Source organism: Vibrio rotiferianus, from assembly GCF_002214395.1.
GTDB lineage: Bacteria > Pseudomonadota > Gammaproteobacteria > Enterobacterales > Vibrionaceae > Vibrio > Vibrio rotiferianus.
The window spans coordinates 1,045,617-1,062,307 of the sequence record NZ_CP018311.1; the positions used below are offsets into that span (position 1 = coordinate 1,045,617).

Consider the following 16,691-nt stretch of genomic DNA (forward strand, 5'->3'; position numbering starts at 1 on the left):
TTTTCCTTGAATCTGAATAAGTTAGCACTACTCACAGCGCTGAATTTTTAATTGTTATGTTGAGCTTCCCACAGAGACTGGTAGTGGGAAGAGGTTGCGATTAATTGGTCGTGCGAGCCAAAATCCTCAATGCGACCGTGGTTCATCAAATAGATGCAATCTGCATCAGCAATGGTGTCCAATCGATGCGCTACTGTGATCATGGTTTTAGAGGCAAAACACTCGGTAATGCTATGCAGTATTTCCCGTTGTTTGGGTTGGTCGAGTGCGGATGTAAACTCATCAAGAAGCACAATGGGCGCATCATGAAGCAACGCTCTTGCGAGGGACAAGCGTTGACGTTCTCCACCCGATAAATCCTTGCCATTCTCGTTTATTTCGGTGTTTAGTCCTTGTGGCAAACGAGCGATCAGCTCATCAAGTCCTGCGGTAGTGATTACAGCTTCTAACTCTTGGGTGCTCGCGTCTTTCTTTGCGATGAGCAAGTTTTCTTTTAGCGACCCTGCGAACAATTGCACATTTTGGGTTACGTAGGAGATGTGCTGATACCAGTGCATTGTCCCTGTCGCTTCTACCGTGCAACCACCAATTCTTACCGCTCCATGAGTGGGGATGTGGAATGCAGCAAGTAAATCTAACAAGGTGGTTTTTCCCGCTCCACTGGTACCGATGAGCGCGATATGTTGCCCATATGGAACCTGCAAATTGATGTCTTTAAGAATGGTGTTGCCATCCAGAGTTAACTCAACCGCTTTGAATTCGATATCGTGGTGATGCGGCTGAACACCATGCACAGGTTGTTGTGGTTCTTGGCTCAGGGCATATAGACGATCGGCAGATTTAGCCATGTATCTGAGTAACGTAGAGAAAATAGTCATGCGTATAAATGGTCGGATACAAGCGACGGCAGCAATGATTGAAACTAACCACTCCCCGAGCGTAAGGTTGCCCAGGCTCATTAAGTAAGCGCCGAGCGCCGCAACCATCGGAATAGAAAGCTCAAGCAACAAGCTTGCTAAAATGACGCCAATTCCACCAGCCCATTCAACCCCTAACCCTGTTTTGCACAAGTCTGCTAATTCTTGATTAAGTGGAGTCGCTAATACTTCACTGCGACCAAAGCGTTTTAGCGTTGGTAAACAAGCTATGTATTCGAGCAGTTTGTTGGTGCAAGAAGCGTTTTTATTGACATGGCGTTGTGCTTGTTTGGAAAAGTTATCTTCGAATTTCCACAGCAATAGGCTCGCGATCACCATAACAATCAGCATAAGTGAGGCTAGGTAAGGTGAGCAAAATAGCAGTACACAAAGCATCGCGAACGGAACCACCAAAGCTGCGATCAAGTCAGCAATTAGGTGACTAAAAATGTCTTCGAATGCTTTTAAATCACGAGTGATTAGCTTAATGCGCTCTCCCAGACCTTGCCCCGTGATCTTGGAAAACGGTTGGCTACGAATGTCATGTAGTAACACTTTCCTCAGTTGGTGAGTAATGTCATAAGCGCCTAAGAAGCTCTGTTTGGCGGATTGTCCTAACCGCCACTGAACGACAACCGTGATAAGTGAAACTGCGAATAGGGCTTCAAGAGAAAGTAACCATGTTTGGGTAAGGGCTCCGAATATCAGTAGCCAACAAAATAATGGCAGAATCTCACTGAACACTTTGCCAGCAATGCCAACCAAAAACGTTTTTGGATTGATATCTGCGTGATCGAGTAGCTTGAGAATGTTACGCACAGACGGTCTCCTCAAGATGAATTTGTTTAAGCTGCCCGTGTGACAATGAAAACGCTCGGTTAGCGATGGTTAATGCTTGTGAACCATGACTGATGACCAATTGGATTTGCTGCGGTGCATGTTGACGTATTGCTTCTAGAACACGATTTTCTGTCACCTTATCTAGATGAGAAGCCGCTTCATCTAAAACCAGAATGGCAGGGCGTACTAGCATGGCGCGAGCGATGGCTAACCGCTGTAGTTCCCCTCCACTAAAATTGCATTCGGTTTCATCCATACTGGAATACAAACCATTTGGAAGCTGTTCGATAAGTGCAGAAAGTCCAAGCATATCGAGGAGTTTGATAATCACGGAGTCGTGTATCAATCGATCTCCTAAGACCAAGTTTTCGCGTATTGATGCGCTGAAGAAAACAGGGTGTTGGTCGACAACTGAGATCAATTGGCTTCGTTCTCTATCGGACATCGAAGACACGGCTTTTTGGTTAATAAACCAATCGCCTTCGTATGTTTCTAATTCTCCGTAAAGCGTTGCCAGTAGACTACTTTTCCCTGAGCCTGATGCGCCTTGAATCACGATGCACTCGCCATGAGATAACTGAAGGTTCAGTCCACTGACGATATCGAGTGAGTCACGTTTGACTGTCAGGTTTTCACAACAAAGCTCGGCATAAGGCGTTGCAATGGATTTGAAATGTTGCTCCGACGTTGCTGGGAACAGAGGTAGTATTCGCTCTAGAGAAGAAAAGGATTGCTGCACTTGCCCAAATATCTGTGTTAGGTCCAACCATGGTTTAAGGATGCCGGCACAAAGAATCACGATCATCGCGAGCTCGACCGGGCTTAATGAACCTTGGGTCAATTTGACGATGGCGAATGGAATAACAAGAACCAAAGACGCCTGAGCTAAGGTGGTAAAGGTGACCCATGCTCCAACCATTTGATTGGTATAAGCGTAAACCAGCTTGTGGTGCTTGGTCATATTATTGCTTAACTGGCGATAAGAGTCCGCGTCAACGCCGAATAGTTTCATCACGCCGATGCTACGCAAAAACTCTAGTTGCGCTTTGTGCATATTCGCAACGACTTGATTGTACTTTTTTTGTCTATCTGAAAAGCCACGCATCATGACTGTTTGGGCAATCACGGCGAGGGGGAGAGGGCTTAATGCGATTAAGCCTAGTTGCCAGTCGATGCTGACCATAAAACCAAGCAAAACAAACGGAAGTAAAGTACCAGTAATAATATCGGTCGTATGATGAGCAATAAGAGGTTCAAGGCTCTGACAATCGTCGCTGAGTCGTTTTTCTATATCTCCACGATGGTATTGCATCAGTTTAGCGGTTGGCATTTCGGACAGAGCACGAACGAGCTTCTGCCTAATGGTCTGAATAATTTGATAAGCCGCAAGGTGCGCCTGCCATACCGAAATCGTATAGAAAAAATAGCGCACACAGACTGCAATGGTCATAAGGGCTAAGTAGAAATAGAGACTTTGGGTATTTAGGTACTTGCTCAATGCGGCGTATAAGCAAATCCAAGTGGCGAGTTCTGCGAACACACACAACACAGCGCTAACACCGGTATAAGTGATGCGTTTTTTTTCCGTTTTTAATAATGAGATGAGTGCTTGAGTGACGCTCATCTTGTCCGTTAGATGCATAGATGACTCCTTAATGGGAGGTATTCTCATCTAAGCGTTGTTTTAACAATAGCAATATCGGGAAATAGAAAGCGAATATCGGGAATCTTTATGTGCTAGCAATATTAACGTGGGAGTTAAAAAAGAAGTAATATAGATTGGTTGAGCTTAATAAACTGATTTTATTGCAAAAAAAGACTGGCTTAGTGCCAGTCCTTTTTTGTTCTTAGACGTTTAATTATTCGTAATCAGACGCGTAAGTCTCTTCGTAAGTGTGTGAGTAAAGCTCGAATAGGTTACCAAACGGGTCTTCCATGTAGATCATTTGAGCTTGTTTGCTGTCGTCTTCTGGGTGGTAGCGCATGATGTCCATGCGAGCTTTACCACCAAACTCTTCAATACGTTTGATTGTTTGTGGGAACTGCTCTTTCGCTACTTGTAGACAGAAGTGGAAGATGCCTAAACGAGAGAAATCTACTTCGTGACGCTCTTGACGCTCTTTCATTTCAAACAGCTCTACACCGATGCCGTCAGATGTCACTAGGTGAGCGATGTTGAAGCCTTTGAAGCCTTCACCGAATACGGCGATACACATACGACCGATTGCCGATTCGCGCTCTTCGATAACTTTTGTGTTGTTCATTACGATGCGAAGACCAAGCGCTTTAGTGTAGAACTCTACTGCTTTGTCCATATCGCCAACCATGATGCCTACGTGATTCATTTTCATAATTCTGCTCCAAAAACTGTGATGATTAATTCGTGTTTCGTTTCGATGGAGGAGAGTATATGGAGAATTTCTAATTACATGAAATTATCAATAATTTTTATAATAATAATTTTTTGTTATTATCGTTCTCGGTATTGTTTATTTCATTTTCAGTTAAGCATAAGACTGACTGACGATTAGCTCTCTTAGCCATTTATGGCTTGGGTCGTTGTCGAGTTGCTTGTTCCAAAGTAGGAAGAACCCGCCGGGCTCCATCTCTATCGGGAGCGGTTTGATCACAATGTCTGATTTACCTTCGAACTCGCGGATGCTTTTGTAGGGGTAGGTCAGTACCAAGTCGCTTCTTTCACACAGTTTTACCGCGCTGGAAATGTCGGACATGTTGACGGCGTTATCAATGCGCAGTCGTTTTGTGTCAAGAACCTCGTGCAGTAGCCAGCTAGACACGCCTCCTGTGATGACTTGTATATGGCGGTACTTCAAGAACGCGTCGAGGTTCCATTCTTCCTCTAATGCTGGGTGTCCTTTTCTCAATATACATGCCGAAGTATCGCGCATCAGTTCCGCGTACTTCAGTGTGTCAGGGATGGTGTCGACATGGGTTTTCGAACGATCATCAAACTCAAAAATACCGACACCAAAATCGATTTCTCGCCTTTGTAATCGAATAATACTGCTGTGGCTCCAATCGGCACTTTTGATGGTGATGTTCGGTGCACTGGATAACGCCTGAGGCAGAAAACGTGGGTAAATGGTGGAGTAAGCGGTTTCGATTAGATCGATACTAAAAATGCGAGTCGAGCGTTCTGGGTCAAATTCTTCGGGTTCACGAAGCTGATCAATTTGCATCAGGATTTGTTGCAGTTTGCTCTCCAATGCCAACGCTTTTGGGGTCGGCAATAAACCTTTGGATTCTCGCTCGAATAAGGGGTCATCAAACTCCTGGCGTAATTTAGTAAGCTGTTTACTGACGGCCGATTGAGATAAGAATAGCTTTTCTGCGGTTCTGCTCACGCTGCGCTCTTGCAGTAAAACGTACAGACAAATCAGCAGGTTCATATCATTTTTGATTAAGTGGGATAGATTTATCATGATATTCCTATCATTCAACTTACAAATTGAGGGGTATGAATAGAAACTATATCACTTAATTGAATTGAGCCAGAAATACTGACTCGTTGCCCACTTAATAAACCAAATTGTTGAGGTATTGGCTAAGCTTTTCCCGAATATCTAGCTCTGCTTCCGATAGGTATTTCGGAGTGTATGCATCAATCACGGCAATGTTTTGTTCGCGAGCAGAGTTTCACAGGTCAATCAGCTAATGCTTCAATCGCTTGCTGCACCGACACAAAATGGATTTTGATGATGCAACGTTGTGCTTGAGCAAACTCGTGTTTTTGAATCAGCTCTGTCACTTGTTGTACGTTTAACGTCTGTGGCAAAAGGTTTAATTCCACCACGTTGTCAGAGCCCGTTTGTAATGCAAAGCAGTAACCTTGCGTATCTATCACTATGTCATCCTGCCCCCAAATTAACGCTTGGCATTCTGTATTTAGCTGTTTTGGTGAAGCCAAATACACTAATTCATCGTCGCCATCGAGTTTAAGTAAACAAGGCCATGTGATCATTGCGTTACCTTAGGTATTGAGAGTGAATTATCTGGAGCTGCGCGTAAGTCGAGTAAGTCAGCGTAACACAAGTACGATACACAAAGCCTTAAGAGAGCAAAAGGCTTTCTGTCTTATCGCAAATCTGCAGGTTTTCTGAGGCTAAGCGTATTTGCCAATGATGCTGAGCAAGTCTTCTACTTGATGTGCCACATAATCTGGCTGGGCGTTCCAACGCTCCGGTTGAGCGCCACTATACGCTGCTGCTACGGCAATCACTTTGCAGCTACCACCTAAGTATTGCTCAATGTTGCGTGCAAACTGCGTGTCCGCTTCGTGATCACCAATGTACATCAGCAGTTGCTTATCGGTGTGTCCAAAGATGGATTCAATGCATTTGATGCCACCAAAAGGATCCGGCTTCTGATGTCCATTAGATACATCATCGTAGCCCACGATAGCTTTGAATGGCGCGTTAATTTGGTTGGTGCTGAGTACGTTGCGAATATTGGATTGTGAGTTCTGGGAGCAGACTCCGTGTGGCAGGTGTTCGAACGCGTTCACTACATCGGTAATGCCACTGAATAGATTCACTGGTGTTTGGTTTTGCTCTTGGTGTTCAGCCCACATGGTGCCCGCGATGAGCATCTCATCACAGGACAGACCATAGTAGTTTACGTACAGATCTTGCCAGTTTTTCGCCGCGTGATTGGCATGATGATAATCCGCTTCACTGCGCAGGTATTTCGGCAAGTTATCCCCGGTAAGATGCGGTGCTACAACGGACAATATCGCTTTGGTGATGTCGATATTTTTCGGAACAGAATTTACTAGGGTGCCATCGTAATCCCACAATACGGCGTCTAACTTCATGCAAAACCTTTTGATACAACGAAGGATGATTGGCTTTAAATCTTGCCAGTCTTAGTGTGAAGATAATCAGATCTTGTTCTCATTCTGAGCTTCAAATTAAGAGGAACTGGTACTTTTTTCAACCTTATTTTGGATGAAGCTTCGTTAAGAGAAAGTCAACTTTAACTAATGGTATTGAGGCTCATTAATCTTGTATATTTTTGTAATCTAAATTTAATGGTTGCTAAGTCTTTATGTATCTAAAATCGATAGAAAACTTAAGAGGTATAGCAATCATCGCTATCGTATCATGCCATTTGTTTAAATTTGGTTTGGTGGATAATGATTTAACGATTTCGTTTATAAAAAACACATTGGTCGGAACATCTGCGTTGTATGTATTCATTTCTGGTTATATGTTTCATTATGTTTTTTACAAACGATTTAAGTATAGATGGTTTATGGTTAAAAAACTAAAGGCCATAGCGATACCATATTTTGTTCTTTCTACATTGGCGATATTTTTGTTGTGGAACTTTAATATGGGTTACTTCACGCCAATAGAAAATATGAGAGATCCAATCGAAGCTTTTAGGAATGGCAATATCTTTAGTCCGGGTGATAGTACTTTTGAAATTATATTTAAATATTATGCTAGTGGAAGAATGATGACGGCATATTGGTATATTCCTTTTGCTATATTACTTTTTCTAAGCTCTCCTTTACATGTGAAATTTATAGAGGCAAGTTTAAAAACTAAAGTTTACGTAGTCGTATTTCTTTCAATTTTGGCACTTTTTGCCCATAGGCCAGTATCTGTTACTAACCCTCTTCACTCTTACTTGTTTTATACTCCTTTCTATCTGTACGGTATTGTTTTCTCAATTTATAAGGATGAAATGATTTCCTTTATAAGGTCAAAAATAAAATTATTAATATTTATAGTAATCATGTTGATAAGTGCACAAGTTTACCTAGGAGATGTCGGTAATTATACCAAGCCACTATTTTATTATGATGGGATGGATCTTCAGTTCTTGCAGAAGGTTGCTTTTATTTCAGTGTTATTTTTTATTTTTGAAAAGCATACGTTTAACAACTATATAATTACGGCATTGTCAAAATTTAGTTTTTCAATATATCTTATTCATCCTTGGGTTATTCTTGTTTTATTCCACCTTGGTAACCAGTTCGGATATTTGATCAATGATCGTACTGAAGAAAACAACATTGCACTTTTCATATTTATGACGGGATTAGTACTTTTTACCTCTGTGGCTATAGCAGCAACTTTTAAATGGTTGCTGCGAGGCAATCGTAGAACTATTTACATCACGGGCTATTAACAAGGGAGTGATGTAAATAGTTCTGATACTCTTTAAAAACTTGATCCCGGCTGTTGTAAGAATTCCACTTCTTCTGCGGTGTTATCTCGGCCTAGAATCGCATTGCGGTGCGGGTAGCGACCAAAGCGATCAATGATCACTTTATGCTTTAGTTCGAACTCGTAATTAGATTCTCGCCCCAGAGCTTTGAACAGCTTCTCTGCCTCTTCATGAATCCGCTTAGACTCACTGTGCATAAATGGCATGTACAAGAAGCTGCGTTCAACGTCGGTCAATTCTTGGTCCAACCCTAAACGAATCGTCTCTTGTGCCAAGGCAAGTGCGAGGGCATCTTGAGCGAACGCTTTCGGCGTATTGCGGTAAACGTTGCGAGAGAATTGGTCGAGCACAATGATCTCTGCCAGACGGCCTTGCGCTGTGTCTCGCCAGCCAAACAACTCAGATTGAGCGGCTTGTTCTAAGGTAGTGAGAAAGCGGGTTTCGATTTGTTTATCGACGTCGGCGTTGCTCACAAACCAGTCTTTTGGTTCCAATTCTTCAAACCAGAAAGTCAGGATATCTTGGTACATGGTTGCTTCCCTGATAGAAAAAGAGCTAGGAGTATATACCCAAGTGACTTCAAGATGCAGGATTCAGAGCGTTGTCATTGATTCGAGAACAAGGAAAACAACGCAGTGTAATAGCCACCTCTTTCCAAGTTGTTTGACGCAGTAATCGGGTCAATGACACGCTCTCAAAGGGCGAGTTGTCTTGGCTTGTATACTTTGTTGCCGATTCTTGATTTAGGCCCACTAAACCTTTAAATCGCCGCCGCGTCTACAAACCAAGTCATTCTCGCTGAACCTAGCATCTCGAGGTTACTTGGGTATACCCCCCAGCTCTCGGTTTCGCTTATCGACCGTAAGTCTCTTGGATGTAGCGCTCAAACTGATCGCACATCTGTTCGTCTGAGACTGTATTGCTTGCAAGCTCTTTGCTGCCATCCACCACTTTTATGCTGGCATTTAAAGACGCCACTGGGGCACGTTCACGAGTTTGCTGCGAGGCAATTTTCTTCTGCTGAACTTTCCATGCTTGTTCTGGGGATAGATTACACACGTCCGCCAGATACTTAGCGTTAAAGCCCTCACCCGTTAGGCTAACGATAGTCTCGTTGTGTGATAGGTGGTTACCCGCATGCCAGTAATGTTTCGCCAGTAGCGGACCAATCTCTGGGTTGTCAGTCAGGTAGCCAAACTTGTCGAGGAAGTAAGCGCGAGTCTGGTAAACCGCCATGTGCGCTAACAAGTAACCGTGGTAGGCACACGCTGCTTCATCAGACAGAAGGTGTGGAATTGCCATCAATGGGCGTGGGCTGCATTCCAAACCAAGAATTTGCTTTTCACAATCGCGCGCCAGTTTAGTGATGCGCTCTGGCGTCAGTTCTTCATCGCTTAATTGGTAAAGCGCACGTTCAAAATACGGCACAACCAAAATGCTGCGCTCTTCGTACGCTTTGAATGGCTGACGGCTGTTGATCATCGCTTGGATGATCTCATCCGGTACTGGGTTACCTTCTGCGTCCAACGCGTATTGTTTTAGCCAATCGGCATCGGTCAGCAGGCTGTCACAGAACATGGATTGTGTTTCTGCGTATGCCATGGAAGTTGGTGCGAACTCTTGAGAGAAACACGGTGCGTTCATCTTCACGTTAGCGAAGTGCGCTGCGTGACCACCTTCGTGGAACAGAGTATTGATGCCATCATAGCCGCTGCCAACTTGGTCTGGCTTCGCGTTACTGGTGAAGTTCACCTGCGCGGCAACCCATTCGCCCTGGTTGTAGAACGATGGGATAGGGCCATGACAGAAACCGTTCGGGTATTTGCCTTTACGATCAAGCAGATCCAGCGTCAGTTCTGCGCCTGCGTATTCGATGTTAAGGCGACCGAATGATTCTACCCAGCGACGTAGTGATTTTGAGAACGGTACGTACGGGTCTAGGTCACGCATGACGTCACCGGCGAACGAGTACACAAAGTTATAGCCAGTCAGTGCGCTTTGACCTTTTTGCTCAGCAAGGTTTGCCAAGCTGCTTAGGTGAGCATCGCGCGTGCGCTTTTCAAAGTCATCTAAGATGCTGAACAGTTGCTCTGAACTCATCTTTTCCGTCTTCTTCACTGAGTAGTCAAAGAAGGTCTCGAAGCCCAAAGAGCGTGCGAATTGGTTACGCAGTTTGATCAGCTCAATAAAGCCGTTTTGTAGCAACCACTGTTCAAGGTCGAGCAGCGTTTGGTGCGCAGATTGACGCACTTCTTCGTGATTATTGGCGCGAATAGTCGAAGATAGTACTGGCAACGAGCCCTCGGTTTGTTCACCGTTTTCATTGGTAAACGTCAGAGCGTGGTTTTGCTTTTTCTCGAACAACTCGGCTTCAAATGCAATCAGAGCATTCTTTTGTGCTTGAGCTTGTTCGCCTTCAATCGCATGCGATTCAAATGTTGCCAACCAGCCTTGCAGACCAATTTGCGTTTGCTGCTTCTCTTGTGGATCAGCGATCGTTTCAGCTGCTTCAAGTTGCACTTTGATGGCTGAGATTTGTTCAGCGTTGCTTAAGAAATTGGTCCAAGCGGTTTGTGCTTTTGTCGAACCATCGTGGTCGTCGCTGATGCCCATGTACGTTTCCCAAAAGAAATCTTCTTTGGTGCGATGGATAGCGAGGTAACGTTGGTTGAGGTCGTTTAGGTATTCCGTTGCAGTCATTTTGATCCTTCAAATGTTTGCTTTATTGAGGTTTTTATCGTCGTTGATTATGGCACGTCTAAGTAGCAGAAAGGAATGCGAAACCCATTTGTCTTCTTTATGGCTTGTAAACAGTAATTTACCGCACTTTTTACATGTGCAGACGTCAGTCACAAAGTTTTTCCGTTTTTGATTAGAAATCGTGGAGCGCAGTTTATAAAATTCGGTCTTTCGCAGTGGTGCTGAAAGTAAGGGAAACAATAATGAAAACAAGAATAGCAGTGGGTTTGATGGGGCTGGTTTTAGCGGGATGTTCAACGACGACACCAACTAATGTTCAAGTACAAAATATCGAAACGAACTGTACTGTCATCATGAGTGAAGGCGTGACGCCGGAGCAGCGTTGGAATGCTTATAATAAGCTTATTGAAAGTTATGGGGACTATTATGTGGACAACAATAATCGTATTGAACTGGCGCGTTGGAACTCCTTTCGTCAAAAAGTGATACATGATGAAAGTGGTCAACTAATAAAGGAATTTGTTGAAGTGAGTGACTGGGGCTGCGCAAACGGTAATTACCTAGAAGAGATGTATTTGTTTGTAAAGGAAACTCAAGCTTCGAATAAATAAATGAACAAGCCGAGTGTAGAACCACTCGGCTTGAAGTGTGATCTTCTATACAGTTGGGTACTATTCCTCTGGGTATTCACCCATGCCTTGAGTTTTTCCTTCTGCTTTCCAATGTTCGTTTGGATCAAATGCTTCGTCACATAAATCGACGGTATAACCCATTTCAGTCAGCTCTTTAAGGGTGAGGTTATCTGCAATTTTTGCAGTATCCCCTGCTTTGTTGCGTAGTTCCATAAGTCTCCCTCCGGTACCAGTTTCAGTAGTAAGTATATATCCCTTTATCGAGGGTGATGCTTTAAAGCCATAAAAATATTATGGATATAAAGAAGGTGGATTAATCCCTATTATGAAATGTGGTTTAACGTCATGATTACAGTAGGCAAAGGGTGACGAATTGAGCTCCTACCCGTTAAGGTTAAACAAAGTAGGAGGATACCGTGTTCTCAGGAGAATGAAATGAAAGTTGTGATTGCCCCAGATTCGTTTAAAGAGAGCTTGACCGCCAAACAAGTGAGTGACGCGATCAAGAGCGGTTTGTCTCGTGTTTGGCAAGATGCCGAATTTGTCACTCTACCTGTCGCCGACGGTGGCGAAGGGACAGTTCAATCATTGATTGATGCGACTGAGGGTGAACAGGTTTTCGTGACCGTAAAAGGCCCACTTGGCAATGATGTTGAGGCGTTTTACGGCATTCTAGGTGACAGTGAAACCGCAGTTATCGAGATGGCAGAGGCGAGTGGTTTACACCTTGTGCCAAGTGAGCAACGAGACCCAAAAAACACCAGCAGCTTTGGTACTGGCCAGTTAATTCTGAATGCGCTTGATCGCGGTATTCAACGCTTGATCATCGGCTTGGGTGGCAGCGCAACCAATGACGGCGGCACGGGTATGCTGGCGGCTTTGGGTGTTAAGTTTCTGGACAGTGCTGGTCAGCCAATCACTCCTAACGGTGGCGGTTTAGTTGAGCTAGCCAGCATTGATGTGTCTGGGCTCGACGCTCGCTTAGCGGACTGCGAAGTGCTGGTGGCATGTGATGTGGACAACCCATTATGTGGCGAGAAAGGTGCGTCAGCGATTTTTGGTCCGCAGAAGGGTGCGACGCCGGCGGATGTTGAGTTGTTAGATTCTGCTCTAAGCAAATACGGTGAACTGACAGAGCAAGTGACGGGCAAGCATGTGCTGACTCAAAAAGGCGCAGGCGCCGCCGGTGGTATGGGCGCAGCTTTGCTTGGTTACCTACCAGTACGACTGAAGCCGGGTATCGAGATTGTGCTAGAAACCGTAAAGCTCGCAGAGCACGTAGCAGACGCTGATATTGTCTTTACTGGAGAAGGTCGTATTGATCATCAAACTGTGCATGGCAAGACACCAATGGGTGTGGCGAAAGTGGCGAAAGAATATGGTTTGCCTGTCATTGCCCTAGCAGGTTGCACAGGTGATAACTTCCAAGCAGTCTACGAGTGCGGCATTGACGCGGTATTTGTATGTGTACCACGTGCAATGAGCTTGCCAGAAGCTTTGGAAGAGGCGGAGGTGAACCTTGCGAACTTAGCTGAAAATGTAGCCAGATTGTGGCAATTACCTCGCTAACACTCCGTGTTTGGTTGAGCAGATAACCCAGAAAACACATATCAAAGCCTCCCAATTGCGGAGGCTTTGTTGTTTCTGGTGCTGAATGCTTGGAACGGATGTCTGGAGCGATTACTTGGCGTGTTGAGCAATCAGTGTTGCTAGCGTTTCCATTGCAGGGAGCCAGTTTTTCTCCGCTCCAAAGTTCGCCACGCTAAGACGAATGCAGTTTTGATACTGTCCCTGAGTGCCAAATACCGAGCCGGGCAGAATACTGATTTTGTGTTCGTTACAGGCTTGATAAAGCGCATAGCTGTCAGTCTTGGGTGGCAAGCGTAACCAAAGCAAGAATGAACCTTGTACTGCATTGATTTGGTAGCGGTTTTTGAGTTCAAAGTGTGCATCCAAGCATTGGTTGAGCATCTGCAAATATCGTCTCACGTTGGATTGGTAAACACGGCACATACGCGCAGTGTGAGTTCGGTATTTGCCTGAGGTCAGGAAAGTGCCCACAGCTGATTGCATCAAGTTCAAACTGCCCATATTTTCACATAACAGGTATTGCTCGACTTGAGCGCGATAACGTCCCGCTAGCATCCAACCAATACGAAGGCGAGAATCGAGCGTTTTCGACAAGGAGTTGACGTAAATCACCCTTTGTTTCTCGTCCAATTTGCGCAAGCTTGGCAAGGGTTCGTCGTAACTCAACGCGCCAAAGACGTCATCTTCAATGATTGGAATATCTCCAGAAACCTTAAGCAGTCGCTCGCGCCTTTCAAGGGGCATCATTGAGCCTGTTGGGTTGGTGAAGTTTGGCGTGACAATAATGACTTTGATCTCCCACGTCGCCATGGCTTTTTCTAGCGCATCTGGATCCATACCATCACGAGGGCAACTAGGGATCTCAACCACTTGTAAACCGAGAGATTCGAGCATCAATAAGTTGCCGAAATAGCAGGGCGATTCCACTGCCACAATGTCCCCTGTCTGTGTTGTTGCTCTAAGGGCAAGACTGATCGCTTGCTGCGCACCATGGGTGACCAAAAGATCATCCACGTTTGCCGGCGTTCCCAGATCTTGGGTGATCTTCGCCAGCTGTTTGACCAATAAGTCATCACCCGGTGGCAGTTGATAATGGCTGGAAATATGACTCTGTTGGCGACTCTGGCGGCCAATTTCGGCGTACAGGCTTTTGATGGCTGGCGCATCAATGTTTGGGTGTGCTGAGCCAGTCGGAATCAGCTCTTGATACTCGGGGTAGGTAAGGATTTGTTTGCATACCGAGAGCAAATCCACGCGCGTAGGCTTAGCAATCTTGGCTTCATGTCGCTCGGTTGGCTTTACTCGATAACCGGATTTTGGCACCGAGTAAACCATGCTTTGTGCTTCTAGTTCTTGATAAGCGCGGATCACAGTGTTCTTGCTTACCTTGAGTTCAGTGCTCAATTGACGGATGGAAGGCAACTTGTCGTTCGGCTGATAAACCCCATTGCTGATCGCTTGTTTGAGATGCTTCTCGACGATCAAATACTTATTGACATCAAGTGTACTTGCTAAATCTGTACCCATAAAAACACTTCCATCTGTCACTTTTTGAAAACACTGTACCTAACTACATTAGCAACATTCAAGATTTAAAAATAAGTAGAGTGAGGGCGAATCATGTTAATCAGAGCCATTCCTTTTGTATTTGTGATCCTTTGGGCTTCTGGATTTGTTGGTGCGCGATTTGGTTTGCAGTACGCCGAGCCTGCGACCTTGTTGTCGATTCGCATGGCGTTCAATGTCCTGTTGTTTTTGGTGATTGTCGCCTTTCTGCGTCGTCGCATTCCAACGGGAAAAGACTTTTGGCACAGCTGCGTTGTCGGGATATTGATTCACGGCTTTTACCTAGGCGGGACGTACTTTGCCATCAGTTTGGGGATGCCAGCGGGCTTGAGTTCCCTACTAGTCGGGATACAACCTATTTTAACGGCCGTATTGCTGGTGGCGTTCGCTTCTGAGCAGTTCAAACCATCACAGTGGATTGGTTTGTCCTTGGGTTTTGTCGGCATTGCGATGGTGCTCATGGGTAAGATGGAGTGGCAATCTGATTTGCACAAAACCTTAGCGATTGGTGTGTGCTTGTCGTCGTTGTTTGGTATTACCATTGGCACTTTGTATCAAAAGAAATATTGCCAGCAAGTGGATATGGTAGGCGGCGCGACCGTGCAGTATTTAGCGGCGTTGGCCATGTTCCTGCCAATCGCGATGCAGTTTGAAAACATGCAGGTGCAATGGACGACGGAATTCATTCTAACCTTAGTTTGGCTTGTGGTCGTGCTGTCTTGTGTGGCGATTCTGTTGTTGCTGTACATGGTGAAGAATGGCGCGGCATCGAGCGTTGCTTCGGTGTTCTACCTAGTGCCTCCGACTACGGCGCTTCAAGCTTGGTTGGCCTTCGGTGAGTCGTTTGATTGGATGGGCATTGTTGGCTTTGGGTTGGCTGCTACAGCGGTTTACTTAGTGGTGAAAAAGCCAGAATTTTCAATGCTTAAATCAAAGGCTACAAAGCAGAAACGTAAAATATACCTAAATTAGGTAGGGACATTTGCGTGCCAGAGAGTACAATCCGGCTCCTTACATGTTTGTGGAGTCGGATGATGACCGTCAAGCCAGATCGAATGAGCGCGATGCGCAATATCATTGAACAAGTTAAAGCAGAGCTGCCTCTTTATGAGTCAGAGACCTTTGTTTGCGGCCCAGAGGGTAAATGTATCGGTTGTCCTAAGAAGCTGTTAGAAATGGTGGATACCGAGCTGAGCTATTGGGAGTCAGCAATGGATCGAGGTATTACCCCTCAGTTTGATGAAATCCGTCGCTTTGGCAAAATGTGCACCAGCGTGCGCCGAGGCTTAATCCGTAATAACGTGCCTTTGTTGAATACGTGAACAACACTTTTTCGACATCATCTAAGCTACCTTGTGTTTATCAACTCATCGATGAATAAAGACAAGGAGCATCTATGCGTAAACTCTTTTTCTCGGTTGCTTTCTTATTGTTTGCTACCAGTACTGGATTTGCTGGATACAAATGGTTTACCGATAACCAATATGGTGAAGCCGATCTTACGGTAGGTAAACAACGTTTTGAATCCTATTGCATTTCTTGTCATGGTGACAAAGGTCATGGGGATGGACTCGCCGCTAACACACTGAATATTAAACCCGATAATATTTATGCCGAGTTATTGAATCCATTCGGCACAAAGGTGGAGCTGATAGATTCTGTTTTGGAAGGCGACAACGGCCAAGGCGGGATAATGCCACCGTTCAAAGCTATACTGAGCGAGAAAGAAATTAATGATATTTTTGAGTATATTCGTTCACTAAACTCATAGTAGTAGCTGGTTGCACAGTAACCAGCTACTGGTTTAGTTTACCACTAAATCTCTGCGACCAACTTTTTTAGCAAGCGAAGCATCTCTTTTTGCTCTGCTGGCTCTAACGGACTCATCAGCTCTTTATTAACAGCCAGTGGAATTGGGACCAAGGTTTCTTTTAGACTTCGTCCTTCTTCCGTTAGATAAATACGGAACGAGCGGCGGCTGTTTGGATCTGGATGGCGCTCTACCAAACCTAACTTCTCCAACTTGTCTAAGGTACGAGTCGTGGTCGAGTTTTCTACCTTAGATTTCGCTGCGATATCGCGCTGCGTCACGCCTTCTTCTTCCCACAAACACATCATGGTCGGCCAAAGTGCAACGGTAAGTCCGTGCTTTTTGAGCTCGGCTTCAAATCGCTTCGCTGCATCGTGTGCAACGACATTGATCATCCAGCCAAAGCTGTCTTGTCTGTCAAACTGTTCGCTCATTTTC

General features: G+C 44.9%; 17 protein-coding genes. 6 read left to right on the forward strand and 11 right to left on the reverse strand.

The genetic code is table 11. The annotated features are described in order from the left end of the window. Nucleotides 1–47 precede the first annotated feature (47 nt). The 6 genes from BSZ04_RS04875 to BSZ04_RS04900 form a co-directional block, all read right to left on the reverse strand. Nucleotides 48–1,736, reverse strand: a complete 1,689-nt coding sequence (locus BSZ04_RS04875) for an ABC transporter ATP-binding protein (protein ID WP_088879714.1) — start codon at nt 1,734–1,736, stop codon at nt 48–50. Further along, on the reverse strand, nt 1,729–3,399 hold the full coding sequence (locus BSZ04_RS04880; protein WP_088879715.1) for an ABC transporter ATP-binding protein: 1,671 nt from the start codon (nt 3,397–3,399) through the stop codon (nt 1,729–1,731). Before BSZ04_RS04880 ends, BSZ04_RS04875 begins: the two co-directional genes overlap by 8 nt. A 217-nt stretch (nt 3,400–3,616) precedes the next feature. Continuing rightward, entirely contained in the window at nt 3,617–4,108 is a 492-nt protein-coding gene (locus BSZ04_RS04885; protein ID WP_005428296.1) for a VOC family protein, read from the reverse strand. 153 nt (nt 4,109–4,261) lie between these two features. Then, nucleotides 4,262–5,200: a LysR family transcriptional regulator gene (locus BSZ04_RS04890; RefSeq protein ID WP_088879716.1), complete on the reverse strand. Its 939-nt coding sequence runs from the start codon at nt 5,198–5,200 to the stop codon at nt 4,262–4,264. Between the two features lie 221 nt (nt 5,201–5,421). Further along, nucleotides 5,422–5,739: a DUF4144 family protein gene (locus tag BSZ04_RS04895; RefSeq protein WP_088879717.1), complete on the reverse strand. Its 318-nt coding sequence runs from the start codon at nt 5,737–5,739 to the stop codon at nt 5,422–5,424. A gap of 141 nt (nt 5,740–5,880) precedes the next feature. After that, nucleotides 5,881–6,591 (reverse strand): HAD family hydrolase, encoded by a 711-nt coding sequence (locus BSZ04_RS04900; RefSeq protein ID WP_088879718.1) that lies wholly within the window; start codon nt 6,589–6,591, stop codon nt 5,881–5,883. A 233-nt stretch (nt 6,592–6,824) separates the two neighbouring features. Here BSZ04_RS04900 and BSZ04_RS04905 point away from each other — a divergent pair, with 233 nt between their 5' ends. After that, nucleotides 6,825–7,916, forward strand: coding sequence for an acyltransferase family protein (locus BSZ04_RS04905; RefSeq protein ID WP_088879719.1), 1,092 nt, complete (start codon nt 6,825–6,827; stop codon nt 7,914–7,916). 32 nt (nt 7,917–7,948) lie between these two features. Here BSZ04_RS04905 and BSZ04_RS04910 read toward each other — a convergent pair whose 3' ends face one another. Both BSZ04_RS04910 and BSZ04_RS04920 read right to left on the reverse strand, forming a co-directional pair. After that, nucleotides 7,949–8,485 (reverse strand): DUF924 family protein, encoded by a 537-nt coding sequence (locus tag BSZ04_RS04910; RefSeq protein WP_088879720.1) that lies wholly within the window; start codon nt 8,483–8,485, stop codon nt 7,949–7,951. A gap of 322 nt (nt 8,486–8,807) precedes the next feature. Beyond that, the gene (locus tag BSZ04_RS04920; protein WP_088879721.1) at nt 8,808–10,655 is read right to left on the reverse strand and encodes a M3 family metallopeptidase; all 1,848 of its coding nucleotides are present in this window, start codon (nt 10,653–10,655) and stop codon (nt 8,808–8,810) included. A 242-nt stretch (nt 10,656–10,897) separates the two neighbouring features. On the opposite strand from BSZ04_RS04920, the gene BSZ04_RS04925 reads away from it, so the two are divergent. After that, the gene (locus tag BSZ04_RS04925; RefSeq protein ID WP_088879722.1) at nt 10,898–11,266 is read left to right on the forward strand and encodes a hypothetical protein; all 369 of its coding nucleotides are present in this window, start codon (nt 10,898–10,900) and stop codon (nt 11,264–11,266) included. Nucleotides 11,267–11,326: 60 nt separating this feature from the next. Here BSZ04_RS04925 and BSZ04_RS25010 read toward each other — a convergent pair whose 3' ends face one another. Then, the gene (locus tag BSZ04_RS25010; RefSeq protein WP_010453386.1) at nt 11,327–11,500 is read right to left on the reverse strand and encodes a hypothetical protein; all 174 of its coding nucleotides are present in this window, start codon (nt 11,498–11,500) and stop codon (nt 11,327–11,329) included. A 222-nt stretch (nt 11,501–11,722) separates the two neighbouring features. On the opposite strand from BSZ04_RS25010, the gene BSZ04_RS04935 reads away from it, so the two are divergent. After that, nucleotides 11,723–12,856 carry a glycerate kinase gene (locus tag BSZ04_RS04935; protein WP_088879723.1) on the forward strand — a complete coding sequence of 378 codons (1,134 nt, stop codon included), beginning with the start codon at nt 11,723–11,725 and terminating at the stop codon, nt 12,854–12,856. A 111-nt stretch (nt 12,857–12,967) separates the two neighbouring features. On the opposite strand, the gene BSZ04_RS04940 is transcribed toward BSZ04_RS04935, so the two are convergent. Next, nucleotides 12,968–14,404 carry an aminotransferase-like domain-containing protein gene (locus tag BSZ04_RS04940; RefSeq protein WP_162531030.1) on the reverse strand — a complete coding sequence of 479 codons (1,437 nt, stop codon included), beginning with the start codon at nt 14,402–14,404 and terminating at the stop codon, nt 12,968–12,970. A 93-nt stretch (nt 14,405–14,497) separates the two neighbouring features. Here BSZ04_RS04940 and BSZ04_RS04945 point away from each other — a divergent pair, with 93 nt between their 5' ends. From BSZ04_RS04945 to BSZ04_RS04955, 3 genes are all read left to right on the forward strand, one after another. Beyond that, the gene (locus BSZ04_RS04945; protein WP_088879725.1) at nt 14,498–15,415 is read left to right on the forward strand and encodes a DMT family transporter; all 918 of its coding nucleotides are present in this window, start codon (nt 14,498–14,500) and stop codon (nt 15,413–15,415) included. A gap of 62 nt (nt 15,416–15,477) precedes the next feature. Next, nucleotides 15,478–15,765, forward strand: coding sequence for a hypothetical protein (locus BSZ04_RS04950; RefSeq protein ID WP_010453379.1), 288 nt, complete (start codon nt 15,478–15,480; stop codon nt 15,763–15,765). Between the two features lie 74 nt (nt 15,766–15,839). Further along, nucleotides 15,840–16,214, forward strand: coding sequence for a c-type cytochrome (locus BSZ04_RS04955; RefSeq protein ID WP_010453377.1), 375 nt, complete (start codon nt 15,840–15,842; stop codon nt 16,212–16,214). 44 nt (nt 16,215–16,258) lie between these two features. Here BSZ04_RS04955 and BSZ04_RS04960 read toward each other — a convergent pair whose 3' ends face one another. Further along, complete coding sequence (locus tag BSZ04_RS04960; RefSeq protein WP_005435347.1) at nt 16,259–16,687, reverse strand: MarR family winged helix-turn-helix transcriptional regulator; 429 nt, start codon at nt 16,685–16,687, stop codon at nt 16,259–16,261. Nucleotides 16,688–16,691: the final 4 nt, after the last annotated feature.

Coding starts and splice junctions, on each gene's coding strand:
- BSZ04_RS04885 (WP_005428296.1), bottom strand. CDS start 4,108: ATGAAAATGAATCACGTAGGCATCATGGTTGGCGATATGGACAAAGCA.
- BSZ04_RS04910 (WP_088879720.1), bottom strand. CDS start 8,485: ATGTACCAAGATATCCTGACTTTCTGGTTTGAAGAATTGGAACCAAAA.
- BSZ04_RS25010 (WP_010453386.1), bottom strand. CDS start 11,500: ATGGAACTACGCAACAAAGCAGGGGATACTGCAAAAATTGCAGATAAC.
- BSZ04_RS04890 (WP_088879716.1), bottom strand. CDS start 5,200: ATGATAAATCTATCCCACTTAATCAAAAATGATATGAACCTGCTGATT.
- BSZ04_RS04900 (WP_088879718.1), bottom strand. CDS start 6,591: ATGAAGTTAGACGCCGTATTGTGGGATTACGATGGCACCCTAGTAAAT.
- BSZ04_RS04960 (WP_005435347.1), bottom strand. CDS start 16,687: ATGAGCGAACAGTTTGACAGACAAGACAGCTTTGGCTGGATGATCAAT.
- BSZ04_RS04935 (WP_088879723.1), top strand. CDS start 11,723: ATGAAAGTTGTGATTGCCCCAGATTCGTTTAAAGAGAGCTTGACCGCC.
- BSZ04_RS04905 (WP_088879719.1), top strand. CDS start 6,825: ATGTATCTAAAATCGATAGAAAACTTAAGAGGTATAGCAATCATCGCT.
- BSZ04_RS04895 (WP_088879717.1), bottom strand. CDS start 5,739: ATGATCACATGGCCTTGTTTACTTAAACTCGATGGCGACGATGAATTA.
- BSZ04_RS04940 (WP_162531030.1), bottom strand. CDS start 14,404: ATGGGTACAGATTTAGCAAGTACACTTGATGTCAATAAGTATTTGATC.
- BSZ04_RS04920 (WP_088879721.1), bottom strand. CDS start 10,655: ATGACTGCAACGGAATACCTAAACGACCTCAACCAACGTTACCTCGCT.
- BSZ04_RS04945 (WP_088879725.1), top strand. CDS start 14,498: ATGTTAATCAGAGCCATTCCTTTTGTATTTGTGATCCTTTGGGCTTCT.
- BSZ04_RS04950 (WP_010453379.1), top strand. CDS start 15,478: ATGACCGTCAAGCCAGATCGAATGAGCGCGATGCGCAATATCATTGAA.
- BSZ04_RS04925 (WP_088879722.1), top strand. CDS start 10,898: ATGAAAACAAGAATAGCAGTGGGTTTGATGGGGCTGGTTTTAGCGGGA.
- BSZ04_RS04880 (WP_088879715.1), bottom strand. CDS start 3,399: ATGCATCTAACGGACAAGATGAGCGTCACTCAAGCACTCATCTCATTA.
- BSZ04_RS04955 (WP_010453377.1), top strand. CDS start 15,840: ATGCGTAAACTCTTTTTCTCGGTTGCTTTCTTATTGTTTGCTACCAGT.